Here is a 16228-nt window from a genome sequence, read left to right as displayed (position 1 = left end):
GATTGTTTATTTTCGCCATTTTGCCCCAAATTCCTGCTGTATTCCCGAAAGGATGTCGGAATTAAAGGCGTTCACTTCTTCATCTTTCAAGGTTCGTTCTGCAGACTGGTAACGCATTGTAAAGGCAAGGCTTTTATGTCCCGCCGGAACGGGCTGTCCCTGATACACATCGAACAGATCGACTTCTTTCAGAAATTCCCCGCCTAAAGCTATTACCTTTTTCTTAATATCTTCTGCGGATACCTCTTCCGGAACGACAACGGCCAAATCACGCTGAATGGCCGGATAACGCGGGTACGATTTGGCAACAACCGTGAGATTGGCATTCTTGAACAGCACTCCAAAATCAAGCTCAAACAGCACCGGGCGCTGTAGGTCCCATTTCTGATCGAGCTGCGGATAGATTTCCCCGAGAATACCGAGGGATTCCCCCTTGCAGTAAATACTTGCAGACCTTCCCGGATGAAGCAGACTGCTGTACTTGCCTTCCTCAATTCTCCGATATTCAAATTCCATTCCGCATTCTTCCGCGATTTGTGTCAGGATCCCTTTAACATAGAAGAAGTCAAATTTCACCTGCGAATTCAGCCAATGGCGCTTGCTTTCTCCCTGTGCCAAGCCGGCAATCCGCGATACCTCATCAGGCTGCTGCTTTAACGGCAGCTCTTTTGGCAAATAGACATTGCCGATTTCAAACAACAGCAGATCGGTGTTGCGTCTGGCCGTATTTCTGGACGCAATCTCCAATAGCCCGGGCAAGAGTGACGTCCTCATCGTTCCTAATTCTTCCCTTAATGGATTTAAGAGCGGGATATTCCGGCCTTCTGACCCCCATTGATCATCCATTTCTTTATTGCTGAAAGAGTAGGATACAACCTCGTTCATCCCGGCTTTGATCAGGATCTTGCGTAGCTTGCGCCGGAAAGCCTGTTCAGGTGTTCTGCGCCCCTGCGTCTGGCTGCCCTGCGGCAGGGTGGTAGGAATCTTATCATAGCCTATGATCCGGGCAATCTCCTCAATCAGATCCACTTCAATTTTAAGATCCTGCCTGTAGGAAGGAATGTCAACACTGTACCGGCAGTCAGGCAATTTCAGATATTCAAAGTCGAGGACTTCAAACACCTTTTCAATTTCCTGATCCGTATATTCCACACCCAGAACCTGGTTGACCGCGGAAACCGCTATTTCAATCTGGACCTTGGGCGGAAGCGCGCAGACTTTTTCCGTAAAGGACATCGGTACGCCTGCCTCGAGCTCCAGCAGCAATTCTGCCACTCTGCCCAGGGTAGGGACTGTCCAGTAAGGATTAACCCCTTTTTCAAAACGGCTGGAAGATTCCGAACGGAGACCCAGCTTTCTGCTGGTGCGCCGGACACTCGAACCGAGGAAATGTGCTGATTCAAACAGGATCCTGCAGGTCTTGCCGGTCACTTCACTTTCCAGGCCGCCCATGACCCCGGCAATGGCCTGCGGCCCGTTATCATCGGCGATCACCAGCATATCCGGCTCCAGTTTTCTTTCGATGCCGTCCAGGCTGACCATGGTTTCACCTTGTTTAGCTTTGCGGACCCTGACCGTACCCTGAAGTTTATCGCGGTCGAACGCATGAAGCGGCTGTCCCATTTCCAGCATGCAGTAATTGGTAATATCGACAATATTATTGATCGGCCGGACTCCGGCAGCCCGAAGCCGGTTCTGCATCCAAAGCGGCGAGGGTTGAATGACGACATCATCCACCAACAGGGCCGAATAACGCCAGGAAAGCTCCGGGTCTTCAATTTCAACCTTCTGCCTGACATCTTCCGGCCAGGAAGGCATTTCCTCCCGGGCCCATTCCGGCAAAACAGGCTTTCTCCCGAGCAAAGTTCCGGCCTCTCTCGCAACATTGACCATCGCCAGACAATCCGGCCGGTTAGGGTAAAGTTCCAGTTCCAGGACGCTGTCCTGCAGACCAAGATAGGTTTCCAGGCTTTCACCGACCGGCGCGTCAGGAGACAGGATCAGGATCCCGCCTTTGCTGCGTTCCTGACCGACAGCTTCAATCTCAAGTTCCTTGTCGGAACAAAGCATTCCATATGATTTTACGCCTCTCATCTCTACCGGCTGAATCTCTTTACCTCCCGGAAGCACCGCTCCCGGAACAGCTACCGGCACTTTATCCCCTACAAGGACATTCGAGGCACCCGTAACAATGGTCAGTTCTTCCCTGCCGGTATTCAAACGGCATACCTGCAGTTTTTGGGCATCGGGATGAGCCTGGATATCCAGAATTTCACCGATATAGACTTCCGTAAAACCTTTATTTAACGATTCTACTCCTCCGACTTCGATCCCGCCTCTTGTCAGCACCTCTGCCAGCTCCTCAGGGCTTAAGTCTATATCCAGATATTGTTTTAGCCATTCCATACTTACTCTCATCAGAGCATCCTCCAGTACATCAACATGTTATTAACTGATTATATTTGTCAAATTATTTAAAGATCAATGTCCTAGAACTGCTCCAGGAAGCGGATATCATTATCAAAAAGCAGCCGCATATCTTCTATCCCGTATTTCAGCATGGCAATCCGTTCTACTCCCATGCCGAAAGCAAAGCCTGTTACTTCTTTAGGATTATATCCACCCATCTCCAACACATGCGGATGGACCATCCCGGCCCCCAGGATTTCAATCCAGCCGGTCCCTTTGCACAGCCTGCAGCCTGCACCCCCGCAAAGCATGCAGGATACATCGACTTCAGCACTGGGCTCCGTGAACGGGAAGAAGCTTGGCCTCAAGCGGATTTCGCGGGATTCGCCGAACATTTGTCTGGAGAAGTACAGAAGCAGTCCTTTAAGATCAGACATTCTGACTCCCTTATCAACCAGCAGCCCCTCTACTTGATGGAACATCGGTGAGTGGGTTGCATCATCATCGTTGCGGAAAACTTTGCCGGGAGCAATGATCTTGACCGGAAGCTGGGGTCTTAGTTTTTCCATGGTTCTGATCTGGACCGGCGAGGTCTGCGTCCGAAGCAGAATATCCTCGGTGATAAAAAACGTATCCTGCATATCCCTGGCCGGATGGTCTTTCGGCAGGTTCAGGGCTTCAAAGTTATAGTAATCCGTTTCTATCTCAGGTCCCTCAGCGATCGTAAAACCCATACCCATAAAAATATCTTCAATTTCCTCGATCACTTTGCTTAGAGGATGCTGGTGCCCTTGAGGCAGAGAATACCCCGGCAGACTGATATCGATCCGTTCTTCCCTAAGTCTGCTTTCCAAAGCGTTCTTTTCGAATTCCTTCCATTTTTTGTCCCAGGCATCTTCGAGCTGGCTGCGTAGTTCATTGACGATCTGCCCCATTTGGGGACGCTCTTCCGCGCTGAGCTGACCCATCTGCTTCAGCAAGGATGTGAGTGATCCCTTTTTGCCCATCACCCGAACTTTTAGCTCCTGAAGCTCTTCCGACGAAGTCAGCTTCGTCAGTTGCTCCAGTGTATCTTCCTTAATCTTCTTTATTTCTTCTCGCATTGTGGTCACCCTTTCAGCAATGAATTGATGTAAAAAAACAATAAACTCTCGTCCTCTAGGGACGAGAGTTAGGTTTCCCGTGGTACCACCCTTTTTTGACCATGCGTCAAATCACAGTTCACACTTAATAAGCTGGTAACGGCTGCCAACCGGTTAACTCCCGGAATGAACTTCAACCTCAAGACTCCCATGTTGAGGTAGCTGCCTGCCTGGCCGACTTTCAGTCTGGGTCGGCCCTCCCTTTAGAGGCCTGCCTGCCTTTTGTTCCGTTCATTGTCACTTGTCAATTTGTCGTTGTTCTTGTACAAAAGATATAATTGGGGAGAACCGGTTGCCTCGAAGGCTTTCCAAAAATAATCAGGCGCTGACATTTTGAGCCCACCTTTCCTCGGCTTAGGTCCGGAAAGCAAAGTTATTGTTTTCTTTGCCTGATCAGAATTATATCATTTTCAATCATGGTTTACAAGAATTGTCCCTGTCTTCGCATTTCATAAAGGAATATTCCGGCAGCCATCGATGCATTCAGCGATTCAACGTTGTTAAACATTGGAATAGAATAATGCTTAGCGGCCTTTTCCATAAAAAAAGCTGACGGTCCTGTTGCTTCATTCCCCATAATTAATGCCAAAGGATAGTCTTCACGAATGTTCGTCTTAAATATGGAAGTGCCACCCATGGTGGATACGACCATCGAGCACTCTTTTTCTTTGCAATAAATTGCTATGTCTTCAGGTGTTTTATCCGTTAGGATCACTTCGGAAAAAACGGAGCCCATACTGCTGCGCAGAACTTTGGGATTATAAAGATCCACGGTTTTTTTGGTCAAAATGATTTGCTTGACATCTGCGGCCAGGGCGGTTCTTAAAATCGTACCCAAATTACCCGGATCCTGGATTCCGTCGACGACAAGAAGAATGGTATCTTTCTCAATCAAGATATCCTGCCAGTCAAACTCAGTTCTCCGGATGATTCCAAGGATGCCCTGTGGCTCTTCTGTAGCGCTCATTTTGCGCATGACCGCTTCAGACACCTCTTCCGCTTCTATTCCCAGCGTACGTATCTCCGTCACGAGTCCGGAAATACTTAAAGGATGCGGCGGATCTGATGGTTCCATCGCCGCGTCCTGGGCCGTATAATAAACCTTCTTAAGCTGCGCTTGCCTGAGAATGGCTTCCTGTACAAAACGTTTGCCTTCTACAAGGAATTCCCTATATTCTTTACGGCCTTTTTTATCATGCAGGGATACCACATGCTTGACTTGTTCATTCTGCAAAGAAACGATCATGATGATCCTCCCGGATTACCTGAAATCGCCGCTCCTTCCTTTCATGGCGTCGCGGCATTAGGCCAGTCGAACACTTTTTTATCCTGACGTACTTGACACGAATACAACATTCTTAAATTCATTACTCAAATAATTTCTTTCAAGCCTGAGCCTGATTACCCCATATTAGGTCTGCGTGCCACAGTTCCAGCGTGAGCGGAGCATGGATGCGGAGCGCGGCAGTTTGACGGCCACGGATGGCCTAATGTCGCGATGCCATGGATGGCAAAGAGCGACTCGCCATGGAGGGCATAATCTGCCGGAAGCGGAATGTGGCATGCAGACCAGACCCAAATAATTATATTTGTCAAATTATTCAAAGACCAATGTACTAGGCGCATTCTATGCCGTCGTCCTTGACGCACATAGAGCAAGAGTCCGGTCCTAAAAAGACCGAACTCCAAAGATTCGTAGGTATTCTTGACTTAAGCATTTGCCTGAGCTTTTGTATTGGTATCTTCAAGTTTGCTTTGGGCAACTTCTACAAGCTTGGTAAAAGCCGCAGCATCATTGATGGCCAAATCGGCCAGCATTTTGCGGTTAATATTGACATTAGCCAGCTTCAGACCGTACATCAAGCGATTATACGTGATGTTATTCATCCGGGCAGCTGCATTAATCCTGGTAATCCACAATTTACGAAAGTCACGTCTTCTCTGTTTGCGGTGAACAAAAGCATACGCCATCGATTTGACGACTTGCTGTTTGGCCATTCTGAAAAGTTTGCTCTTACGTCCTCTATATCCTCTGGCTAATTTTAATATTTTTTTATGGCGTTCATGTGCTCTGACGCCTCTTTTGACACGGGCCATTTTTAAAGACCTCCTTTAAGTGATATTCTTATTTAACATAAGCGATCAAACGAGCAATACGCTTCGCATCGGTACTATGCATAACCGCTGCCTTGCGAAGATTCCGTTTACGCTTTGGCGACTTTTTCTCCAAGATATGGCTTTTATATGCATGATAACAAACAATTTTGCCGGTAGCAGTTTTCTTAATACGTTTGGCAGCTCCACGATGTGTTTTCATTTTAGGCATTTATGATAACCCCCTTTTCATTTTAATCGTGTTTGTGTGCGGCAGGAGCTAAAATCATAACCATATTGCGGCCTTCGACTTTGGGTTCACGCTCGACAAGAGCTTCTTGACGAAGAAATTCAGCCATTCGTAAACACAATACCTTACCATGGTCTGGGTGTGTTATCTCCCGTCCTCGAAACATGATGGTAACTTTAACTTTATCGCCATCGCCTAAAAAGCGTTGGGCATTGCGAGCCTTGGTCATAAAATCATGGTCTTCAATATTCGGGCGGAGCTTGACTTCTTTAATTTCAACAACCTTCTGCTTCTTACGGGCTTCTTTATCACGCTTCGCCTGCTCATATTTATATTTCCCATAATCCATCACCTTACAAACCGGTGGTTTGGCAGCAGGAGCAATCTCCACTAAATCAAGCGCTTTTTCAGCAGCGACGCTCAAGGCATCTTTAATAGGAATGATCCCGAGTTGTTCTCCATCTTCACCTACTAATCGAACTTCCCGAGCCCGGATTTCTTCATTAATCCGTAAATCTTTGTTAATAGCGAATCACCTCCATTTTTTTGCTTACAACGAGCCAAAGAGTATAAAAAAATAAAGACGGTATTCCACCCGTCTTCATCATACAAAATGAGCATAATCCTGCTGGAAAACTCACTAGGACCTCATCAGCATTCTGCCATGAGGTGAGAAGCGGATGGCTTCTACTTGGCATAAATATTATACATAGTCCAGCGTTCAATGTCAATCATCTAATATGTGATTTTAAATGTAGCATTTTCGTTAGCCGGAACCGTGATCTTTCCGTCAATCATTTTTTGCTTATATTCATTTATTTTGGTATAGGTTTCTTCCGAAACCATAGATTCAGTTGTCTCTGCCAAACCGACGGCATTCTCTGCTAAGCCATACGATACATTTTTACCGGACGCCAAGGTATTCTCTTCAATTTGTTTGATGATGCTGTAAGCGACCTCGCCGTTTTCTTTGATGACTGAAGTAAGGACAGTTTCAGGTGCCAGACTATTTTGATCGATGTCAGCGCCTATGGCATACTTGCCTTTTTCCTCCATAACTTCGATCATTGCTTTTCCTGCCAGACCTGCGTCATGAAAAATAACATCGGCATCAGAGTTGACCATGGCCTCCGCCATTTCTTCGACCCTGACCTTATTGGTGAAAGTGGCGGCATTTCCTTTCAAAAGCTCACAGTTGGGATTGACGAACCGTACTCCGCTCTTAAAACCATAAAAGTAAGGCTGTGCTTCTTCTTTATTGTCCCCTGAGATAAAACCAACGACATTTGTTTCCGTCCTTTTTGCCGCCAGATACCCTGCCAGAAAAGCAGCTTCCTCTACTCTATAAGACACGGCCAGAACATTGTCAGGTATGGTTTCCTTGATCGTGCTGTCCAGACAGACATAGGTGATTTTAGGGTTCTTTTCTGCCGCTTTCAAAACTGCTGGAACAGCAGCAGAACCTATGGTAAATATGACCTGACAGTCCTGGGATTTAAGTTCGGCAAGTCCCGACGGATAGTCTTTATCATTTTTGATCTTAACATAGCCGATCCTAGCGTTTAGTTCCTGTTGTGCCTTTTGCAGTCCTTCCCAGGCTTTTTCAGAATAAATATCCTCGATTCCGTCCTGGCCGGTTATCAGTCCGACCTTGATCGCGTAGTTTCCCGAGTTATCCGATGGCGTGTCCTGGCCGCCTCCGCCCAGAATCCCGCAGCCAGTCAGCAACAGTAAGGCTATAACAAGCAAACAAAGCATCTTTCCCCATATTTTTACTGCATTTCTTTTTGACATTTTTTCACCTCTTGTATAGCCTTCTGTTGTTCAGTGTCCAAAGTTTATCGGAAAAATTCCCGGGCTCGGTTTCATTGAGGGCTTTTTGCATATCAAACATCCTGGCGTCAATGATATCCAGATAATGAAGGATTTCTGCCTCCGGAAACATGGGTCTCTTGGGACTGCCATATTCCGGCTCATAATGATGCGAAAGCAGCATATGCTGAAGAAGGAGACTGGTCTCTTCATCGAGACCCGCCTTGTCTGCAGCCTTTTCAATTTTCTTGATTCCTTGAACAATATGGCCTAGCAGCTGCCCCTCAACTGTATATTCCGTAGCAATCCCCAGGGCATTGGCATCAATTTCATCAAGCTTGGCAACATCGTGCAGCATGATCCCGGCATAAAGAAGATCTTTATCCAGGAAAGTATAGACATCCGCTAGTTTTTCTCCAGCTTTAAGCATTGTCAGCGTATGATACAGCAGTCCCGACCTTAAGGCATGATGATTCTGCACAGCAGCCGGATGAATCAGCAGTTTCTCTCCGGCTTCTGTCAGGAGAAGCTGGACTGTTTCTCTTATTTTGACATTCTCCATCCTGCCAAGGTATTGCAGAAGCTCAGCATACATTGCTTCCGGACTATACGGTGCCACAGGTATAAACGCTTGAATGTCAACCTGATCATCCGCTACAGCTGCACGGATTTTATCGATCTTAACTTGTTTCTTGCCTTGCCATTCCGCCATACTGCCTTTGATTTTTACAAGCATATTGCTCTGATACAGTGCTTCATCTTCCTGCTTGCAGTCCCACATCCTTGCGGTTATTTCCCCGCCGGCGTCACCTAAGACGATATCAAGATACCGGTTTCCGCCAGCCGTAGTCTTCGTTTCAACCCTGCGAATCAGAAAAAATGCGACCAAAGACTCTCCTGGCTTTAACTCATTCCAATTCTTTTTCTCAGTCAAGTTACCCACCACTCTCCGGAATTTGTATTGTTTTCCGCCGGTCAATCCGATTTAGGTCTGATTCCCTGCAGGAATTTTTTTGGTATTTATTTCGTCCAGAATCAAGCAAATAAAATCTTCCAATTCCATGACGCTGGTCTTCTGCTCTCCATAACGGCGGACGGATACCGTACCCTCTTCAGCCTCTTTATCGCCGACGACCAAAGCAAAAGGTATTTTATCGGTCTGTACTTCCCTGATCTTATAGTTGATTTTCTCCCGGCGTTCATCAAGCGAGGCGCGGATATCCCGGTTCATAAGCCGTCCTTTAACTTTTTCAGCATAGGCGCTGTGCTTGTCACTGATCGGCAGAATGCGCACCTGCTCAGGCGAAAGCCAGACAGGGAAAGCACCGGCGTACTGCTCGGTCAGAAGTGCAATAAAACGCTCGATACTTCCATAAACAACCCTGTGGATCATAACAGGACGGTGCTTATCCCCGTCTTCCCCAATGTAGGTCAGGTCGAACCGCTCCGGCATCTGGAAATCCAACTGGATGGTTCCGCACTGCCAGGTTCTGTCGAGACAATCCTTCAGGTGAAAATCAATTTTCGGTCCGTAGAAGGCTCCATCACCGGGATTAATTTTATAATCCATTCCTTTGGCCTCTAAAGCCTCTTGCAACGCATTCGTTGCCATCTCCCAATCCTGGTCCGAACCCATGGAATCCTCCGGACGGGTGGAAAGCTCCACATGGTACGTAAAACCAAATATTTTATAAAAATAATCAACTAAATTAATGACGCCAATGATCTCATCTTTGATCTGGGACGGCAGCATAAAAATATGGGCATCATCCTGCGTAAAGTTTCTTACTCTCAACAAGCCATGCAGAGCACCCGATAGTTCATGCCTGTGCACCAGACCAAGTTCTCCACAGCGGATCGGCAGATCCCGGTAGCTGCGTAGTTTCGTCTTGTACATAATCATACCGCCGGGACAGTTCATCGGTTTAACGGCATAGTCCTCATTGTCTATTTTCGTAAAATACATGTTTTCCTTATAATGATCCCAGTGCCCGGACTGCTGCCAGAGAGCTGTATTCAAAATGATAGGCGTTCTGATCTCGACATAGCCTCTTTTTTGGTGCTCTCTGCGCCAGAAATCTTCCAGCGTATTCCTTAAAACCATACCTTTCGGATGAAAGAACGGAAAGCCAGGACCTTCATCGTGCAGACTGAAAAGGTCAAGCTCCATCCCAAGCTTCCGGTGGTCACGCCTTTTGGCTTCTTCAAGCTTAAATAAATAATCATCAAGATCAGAGGTTTTGGCAAAAGCTAAACCGTAAATTCTCTGAAGCATTTTGTTTTTCTCACTGCCGCGCCAGTATGCACCAGCCAGGCTCTGCAATTTGAAGGCCTTCAATACCTTTGTTCCGGGAACATGCGGTCCGGCACAGAGGTCTGTAAAATCCCCCTGCGTGTACATGGATATTCTGGCATCTTCGGGGAGATCGTTGATCAATTCTACTTTATATTTTTCCCCTTTATTTTGGAAATAGTCAATCGCTTCTTCACGGCTAACCTCACGACGTTCAAACTGATAATCGTTCTTGGCCAGTTTTCGCATCTCCTCTTCAATCTTGGCTAAATCCTCAGGTGTGAAAGTGTATTCAGAGTCAAAGTCGTAGTAAAACCCATTCGCAATGGCAGGACCGATACCCAGAATGGTTCCCGGGAAAAGATTCTTCACAGCCTGAGCCAAAAGGTGAGAAGCTGAATGGCGCATTACTTCCAGTCCCTCTTCACTGTCAAGCGTAAGTATTTCTACGTTAGCGTCATTCTCTATCGGAAACGAGAGGTCTTTGACCTCCCCGCCCACCTTACCTGCAACCGCAGCCCTGGCCAGACCCTGAGAAATAGCAGCAGCCAATTCCAGAACAGTTGAACCCTGTTCCACTTGACGGACCGAACCATCCTTTAAGGTTACATTTAACATGATCCTATCACTCCTTGTTTTTATTCATGATTTATCCATTTAAACTTCTTTGGTATTAATACTAAAAAGCTCCCGTCCTTCTTATGGGACGAGAGCGATAGAAACCCGTGGTTCCACCCAAATTCAAAAATACGACCGCCTACTACACCGGCAGCTGATTTTCCTTGGAATCCTTAACGCGGATAAACGTCCAGCCTACGCAAATCATGTTCGGCGAGGAACTCGGAGGCGGTCTTTTCCCAAATATCGCAAAAATGCTCACAGCCTAAGGCATTTCTCTCTAAATGCGAACGATTAGGATACTGTCCTCTTCATCGTGCCTTCATTATTCCTTTCTATAGTCTTAGATTATACCACTTAAAGTATGTTGTCAATTAGTTCTCTTTACACAGGCTGCATCCCCGGCAATAGGTCATCTTATCACCAAAAACTTCCTGAACGATCCGGGCAATTCCGGACTGTTTTTCTGCTGCAACATGAACAATCAGGCGATTCGGAGAGCGTTTCAGCAAAACACCGATGGGGTGATCTTCGCTTTCAGCACCGTAATTTATTAGAACGGAATGCTTGTCATCGTAAAATGCCACTTCATCTTTGTGATTAATGACCATATGCATCGTATTTTTGTTTTCCCGCTGGGATTCAAAAAATCTTTTCAGGAGTCGTACAAAGCTTTCATGCTCCCGCTGAAGGGCATAAGCATTCACAGCACGCTCAATCTGTTTCTTTAATTCTCTCTTATATTGACCCGATCTGAAATTCATAAATCCTTCCAGATCAATTCTTTGATGGTCATTCAAAAATTCCAGAATGGACTTTACCAGAATTCTGTTTCTGAGCCGGAGAGAACCGGTCTCTGCTTGGTCATTCAGATATCTGGCAACCTTTGGGTAAGCCTCGTCAATTTCGCTCCCGAACATGTTGTAGTCATTTTTTAATTTTTTTCTGATATAACGTTCTTCCCATCCTTGGAGAACAACGCTTCCCAGCGCATGGGCAATATAGTACTGAACGATTTTAACAGTAAGCTCATTCTGGACATTTTTTCCCTTCAAATTGGCATATGTGAAGCTCACCAGATAGTTTGCTTCACGGCAGAATTCAGATATTTCAATCGGCAGTCCGTCTTTATGGTACAAATCATATACTGCTTGAGAAAGCTCCTCTTTATAATCAGAAGTTCCAACTTCTAAATAATAATCATTCAAAAGAAAAATCCCCCCCTGGAAATATATGCATCATCCTTCCTAATATTTCCGGTAAGGAATTTTCTTATTCTTATCTATTCTTATATATTCTTATATTGGTTAGGATTACATTGTTTCTTTAATTGATATTTTTTCTGCCGCTTAAATAAACGATAAGGCCAATCAGCAGCAAACTAACCGCCATGATCCCCAATTGTACATATCTGGTTAGGTACAGGAATTCTGTCACATTCTTAACATCGATATCCCCTGCCAGAACAGCATACGTCTTTCCGCCGGCATCCTTTATTTCCTGGTAGCTCGATACGAACGTCCCCAGTGAAGTCGTGTGATATTCTCCCTGGACAACTTTGCCTTTCAGCGTGTTCTCTACTGCGGACGAGGCGTTGTTCTCCAATTGTCCCAAAGACAAATGTGCCGGGTCATCCTCGGCCCTCGCATCAACAACGTAAAACCAGGCCTTATTCTGCTCATCCTTGTACAACATGTAAATATTCCCGAGCTGGTGTTCTGTCTTTAACTGCATCAGCTTCGTCCGAAGTTCTCCGTAATAAGTATTCTGCTGATTCTGCGTTTGAATAAGCTCCTGAAGTTTTTCGTTATCAAAACCAGCCTCGGCCAGAGCAAGTGTATTGCTGACCCGCTGGCCTGCCAAATCTACTGCGAGCTGTTTAGCTCGGAAATTTCCTATCCCTGTGACTATAATCAGGCAGAAAACAGCAATGATGATAACAGCATATCGTTTTTTCTTTTCCGGTGACATTTTTACCCCCCATAAGCATTCAAACTCATTCCCTTGTGCCTATATTATTCTACACCATTATTACCTATTCTGCATGCGTTGAAGTTCATTTCCAGAGAAATTTAACATAATAATCTTTAAGGATATTGTTCCTAGGACCCTAGGTTCAGAGGGAAAGCAGGTGAAGTATGAAAAATACAAAACAGTTTTCCATAGTTTCAATTGCAGCCGCCTTCATCGGAACAATCGTCGGAGCAGGGTTTGCAACCGGACAGGAGGTTCTCCAATTCTTTACTGTATTTGGAACAAAAGGTTTTGCCGGTATCGCCGTATGTACGATCCTATTTTGTTATTTTGGGATTCTCATCATGCGGATATCCAGAGAACAAAATGCCGATTCGCACCTGGAACTGGTCAGATTCACATTTGGGAAGCCTCTTGGAATTTTGATGGATTGGTTTATTACCTTGAGCTTCTTGGGTGTCCTGATCGTCATGGCGGCAGGATCCGGAGCTGTCGTTGAAGAGCAGCTTGGCTTTTCCCCGCTTCTAGGCAGTATTACCGTTATTCTGCTTTCGTTTCTCACCGTCATTTCCGGGGTCAGAAACGTTATACGAGCCATTGGTTTTGTTGTACCTTTTCTGCTCCTTGCCGTCTTCAGTGTTGCCATAATCTCGATTGTCCTCGATCCAATCACACCATCCAAAATTGCACTGCTTGGATCGTTAGAATCTCCGACAGCATCTCATTGGTCCACGGCAGCCATACTCTATGTTTCTTATAATATTGTACTTTCTGTAGCTATCCTGTCTCCCTTAGGTGTGGAAGGCCGGAATGAAAAGAGTCTTGTTTGGGGTGGCCTGCTGGGTGGTCTTGGGTTGGGTGCCGGGATTCTGGCAATCAATCTGGCAATCATCTGCGGGTCTCCGGAAATTCTTCCTTTTCAGGTTCCCATGGTATTTCTCGCTACCAGACTGAATCCACTGGTAGGCTATGCTTATGGACTCATTTTGCTTTTGGAAATCTATACGACTGCCGTAAGCATTCTCTACGGCTTTACAGCCAGGATTGCCTACGACAACAAGCAGAGGATTCTTGGTGCTACCCTTGCTTCCATCGGTGCAATTATCGCTGCCCGGTACGGTTTTTCCGCGGCAGTCTCTGCCATATATCCTTTGATCGGAGTTGCTGGGTTGATCTTCCTCGGAGGGCTGTTGTTTGCGCAGTTCAGGGATAGCTTCAGCAGTTTATTCAAACCTGGAAAATTTAAATGACTTTTGGGGTTCGTATTGACAGCCCCCAACAATACTTAGTATTATAAATACGTACATATGCATATATGCGCATATGTACAGTCCTGATTACACTTTTTCTTTAGGAGGCCGTTAAAATGTCGGTATTTCATGCCCCTGCCCCAGAACAGCCCCAAAAACATATTCCAGGTATAGAATTATCCCTGGAACTGGCTGACTTCTATAAAGTATTTGCGGATTTCTCCAGAATACGTATCCTTTTTGCATTATTGGATCATGAGCTCTATGTAAATGAACTGGCAGAAATTTTAGGTATGAGCCAATCTGCCGTCTCCCATCAATTGAGGATTCTCCGTCAATACAAATTAGTGAAGGTGCGCCGGGCCGGCAAAACAAGTGTTTATTCTTTGAGTGACGATCATGTTTATCGGATACTGACCCAGGGACTCGAACATCTTTCCCCCTGATTGATTGGTTATAGATTCATTCCTTCAATTAAAACCGCTCTTACGGGACTGCCGTCGCAGTCTCTTATTTTTAGAGGCAGTGCAACGAGAAAGTAATCTCCCTCATTGACTTCCGATAAGTCTAGTCCTTCTAATACTGCACTGTTTCCGGAAAGCAGAATGGTATGACTTGAATAAGCGCTGCTCGTAGAATCATCAATGGACAAGTAATCGATCCCAACCAATTGTACTTTTTTGGCTGCAAGGTATTCAGCGGCTTCGGAAGAAAGATAAGTATACTCCGGTTGAAACGCATTGTCCTTTAAAAGGTCTGAGTTCCGGGTTTTAAACAAGATCCTTTCCCCTTCGCGGATTCCTTTGGGGATCAGATGGTCAGGCAGGATACTCCCCGCAGCCGCCACTTCGATTACCCTGGCCGCTCCGATAAGCAACTCCAGAGGAATCCTGTCAACAGATTCTCCTCCTGTCAGGCAATGAGACGGCGCATCAAGATGGGTTCCACAATGGGAGCCCATCGAAAGCATCGAAAGACCATATCCGTCCTTGTCTATGGAATACACAGGTTCTGATTGAAACGGCGGATCCCCGGGATAAGAAACCATTCCCGGAAAAAGCGGGATCGTTATATCATGGATTACCATTACAAACTCCCATATCTTCAACTAATTCGCTTCCTACGACAATTCTGTTCCGGCCTGTGTTTTTAGCCTCATAAAGTGCATCATCCGCTCTTTTAAAGATATCATCAACACTCAGGTCCAGTTCTTTCTTTTCAGCAATTCCGATGCTGACAGAAACCTGGATCTTCTTGGTATTTTCCATTTCTATGACGACATCAAGGACTTTCTGCTGAATTCTCTCTGCCACAGTTTGGGCGATCATAAGGTCGGATTCTACTGGAATCACTGCAAATTCCTCTCCCCCGATCCGGGCTAGGATATCCATCTCACGCAAAACCAGCTTAAAAGCCTTGACGACCTCTTTTAGCACCCGATCACCGACCAGGTGACCATACTGATCGTTCACACTTTTAAATTTATCAATGTCAATCAAAAGCATCGTAAAATCCCGCTTGTATCTCTCCGAGCGCGAAAATTCTTCCTGCGCTTTTTGCATAAAAGCAAGCCTGTTGTCAATGCCCGTCAGGAAGTCTGTGGTCGCCTGGTGAAGCAATTCCTTTTCTAATTTTTTCCTGACCGTTATATCCAGAACAATCATGATTAGATGAATGACATTGTCCCCGCTGTCGCGAACTGTGGATAAATTGATTTCCGCCCATAAAGATTGTCCATCTTTGCATTGGAATTGTTTCTCACATTTCTTCCACGCCTCTTTGCCTTCCCATACTTCCCTGCAATGTATGATGCTCTCCTGCCGATCCTCTGGCACGATCGAATCAAAAATGGTTAACCTTATTAACTCTTCCTGTGAGAAACCAATCATCCGGCACAGGGTCGCATTTGCGTAATGATAATGTCCATCGTGGTTCAGCAAAGCAATTCCTGCGGCCGCATTATTTATTACCCCACGGTACAACGCTTCACTTTGCTTCAGGGTATTTTCTATCATTCGTTTTTTATGAATCTCCCTATGCATCCCTACATTTAAGGTAAAGGAGAGTATAAACAAAATAATAATGATTGGCAGACAAAAAAACAGCTTATCATTATCCCCAATAAACAAATAGACAATAACAAAAGCTCCGATTATACAGGCATTAAACAGAAAAAGTTTTCGTCTCCAATTATCCTTATACCGATTGATCGCGTTCATGATTCCTTATTTTCCCATTTTTTATTTTTTGTGGAAATCTTTAATTGATTAATTCTTGAAAATAATTTAATATCCTTTATTTTTTTTTGATCGTTTCTGGAATATTTTAGGTAAAATTTGTCGTGATTGTGTTAAAAATACAAAACATTTAATAACCGATCTGGCTC

At 45.4% G+C, this 16228-nt stretch carries 15 protein-coding genes and 2 other annotated features; of the genes, 2 read left to right on the top strand and 13 right to left on the bottom strand.

Features of this window, described 5'->3' with window-relative positions; genetic code table 11:
• Positions 1–6 precede the first annotated feature (6 nt).
• The 11 genes from pheT to A7K50_RS13735 form a co-directional block, all read right to left on the bottom strand.
• Complete coding sequence (gene pheT / locus A7K50_RS13785) at positions 7–2418, bottom strand: phenylalanine--tRNA ligase subunit beta (RefSeq protein WP_119776941.1); 2412 nt, start codon at positions 2416–2418, stop codon at positions 7–9.
• A gap of 71 nt (positions 2419–2489) precedes the next feature.
• Positions 2490–3512: a phenylalanine--tRNA ligase subunit alpha gene (pheS, locus tag A7K50_RS13780; RefSeq protein ID WP_020492883.1), complete on the bottom strand. Its 1023-nt coding sequence runs from the start codon at positions 3510–3512 to the stop codon at positions 2490–2492.
• Positions 3513–3972: 460 nt separating this feature from the next.
• The gene (locus tag A7K50_RS13775) at positions 3973–4797 is read right to left on the bottom strand and encodes an RNA methyltransferase (RefSeq protein ID WP_119776939.1); all 825 of its coding nucleotides are present in this window, start codon (positions 4795–4797) and stop codon (positions 3973–3975) included.
• A 464-nt stretch (positions 4798–5261) separates the two neighbouring features.
• The gene (rplT, locus tag A7K50_RS13770; protein WP_119776937.1) at positions 5262–5648 is read right to left on the bottom strand and encodes a 50S ribosomal protein L20; all 387 of its coding nucleotides are present in this window, start codon (positions 5646–5648) and stop codon (positions 5262–5264) included.
• A gap of 28 nt (positions 5649–5676) precedes the next feature.
• Complete coding sequence (rpmI, locus tag A7K50_RS13765) at positions 5677–5877, bottom strand: 50S ribosomal protein L35 (protein ID WP_119776936.1); 201 nt, start codon at positions 5875–5877, stop codon at positions 5677–5679.
• A 22-nt stretch (positions 5878–5899) separates the two neighbouring features.
• On the bottom strand, positions 5900–6421 hold the full coding sequence (gene infC, locus A7K50_RS13760) for a translation initiation factor IF-3 (protein WP_119776935.1): 522 nt from the start codon (positions 6419–6421) through the stop codon (positions 5900–5902).
• A gap of 43 nt (positions 6422–6464) precedes the next feature.
• Positions 6465–6594: a sequence feature (ribosomal protein L20 leader region), on the bottom strand.
• 36 nt (positions 6595–6630) lie between these two features.
• The gene (locus A7K50_RS13755; protein ID WP_119776933.1) at positions 6631–7689 is read right to left on the bottom strand and encodes a BMP family ABC transporter substrate-binding protein; all 1059 of its coding nucleotides are present in this window, start codon (positions 7687–7689) and stop codon (positions 6631–6633) included.
• Between the two features lie 4 nt (positions 7690–7693).
• Entirely contained in the window at positions 7694–8596 is a 903-nt protein-coding gene (locus tag A7K50_RS13750; protein ID WP_051073272.1) for an HD domain-containing protein, read from the bottom strand.
• A 96-nt stretch (positions 8597–8692) separates the two neighbouring features.
• The gene (gene thrS / locus A7K50_RS13745; RefSeq protein WP_119776931.1) at positions 8693–10618 is read right to left on the bottom strand and encodes a threonine--tRNA ligase; all 1926 of its coding nucleotides are present in this window, start codon (positions 10616–10618) and stop codon (positions 8693–8695) included.
• A gap of 81 nt (positions 10619–10699) precedes the next feature.
• Positions 10700–10942, bottom strand: a binding site (T-box leader).
• A 50-nt stretch (positions 10943–10992) separates the two neighbouring features.
• A complete protein-coding gene (locus A7K50_RS13740) occupies positions 10993–11826 on the bottom strand; it encodes a putative sporulation protein YtxC (protein ID WP_119776930.1) in 834 nt (277 codons plus the stop codon).
• 118 nt (positions 11827–11944) lie between these two features.
• Complete coding sequence (locus tag A7K50_RS13735; protein WP_119776928.1) at positions 11945–12589, bottom strand: hypothetical protein; 645 nt, start codon at positions 12587–12589, stop codon at positions 11945–11947.
• 167 nt (positions 12590–12756) lie between these two features.
• Here A7K50_RS13735 and A7K50_RS13730 point away from each other — a divergent pair, with 167 nt between their 5' ends.
• Together A7K50_RS13730 and A7K50_RS13725 are read left to right on the top strand one after the other, a co-directional pair.
• A complete protein-coding gene (locus tag A7K50_RS13730; protein WP_119776927.1) occupies positions 12757–13842 on the top strand; it encodes a hypothetical protein in 1086 nt (361 codons plus the stop codon).
• A 116-nt stretch (positions 13843–13958) separates the two neighbouring features.
• Positions 13959–14288 carry a metalloregulator ArsR/SmtB family transcription factor gene (locus A7K50_RS13725; RefSeq protein ID WP_119776925.1) on the top strand — a complete coding sequence of 110 codons (330 nt, stop codon included), beginning with the start codon at positions 13959–13961 and terminating at the stop codon, positions 14286–14288.
• Between the two features lie 8 nt (positions 14289–14296).
• On the opposite strand, the gene A7K50_RS13720 is transcribed toward A7K50_RS13725, so the two are convergent.
• Positions 14297–14929, bottom strand: a complete 633-nt coding sequence (locus tag A7K50_RS13720; RefSeq protein WP_119776924.1) for a cyclase family protein — start codon at positions 14927–14929, stop codon at positions 14297–14299.
• The gene (locus tag A7K50_RS13715; protein ID WP_243103769.1) at positions 14916–16061 is read right to left on the bottom strand and encodes a sensor domain-containing diguanylate cyclase; all 1146 of its coding nucleotides are present in this window, start codon (positions 16059–16061) and stop codon (positions 14916–14918) included. Before A7K50_RS13715 ends, A7K50_RS13720 begins: the two co-directional genes overlap by 14 nt.
• Between the last annotated feature and the right edge of the window lie 167 nt (positions 16062–16228).

This window comes from Dehalobacter sp. MCB1 (assembly GCF_003590275.1).
Taxonomy (GTDB): Bacteria; Bacillota; Desulfitobacteriia; order Desulfitobacteriales; family Syntrophobotulaceae; genus Dehalobacter.
The sequence above is the reverse complement of the archived record's forward strand: the minus strand, read 5'-3'. Positions and strand labels throughout refer to the sequence as shown.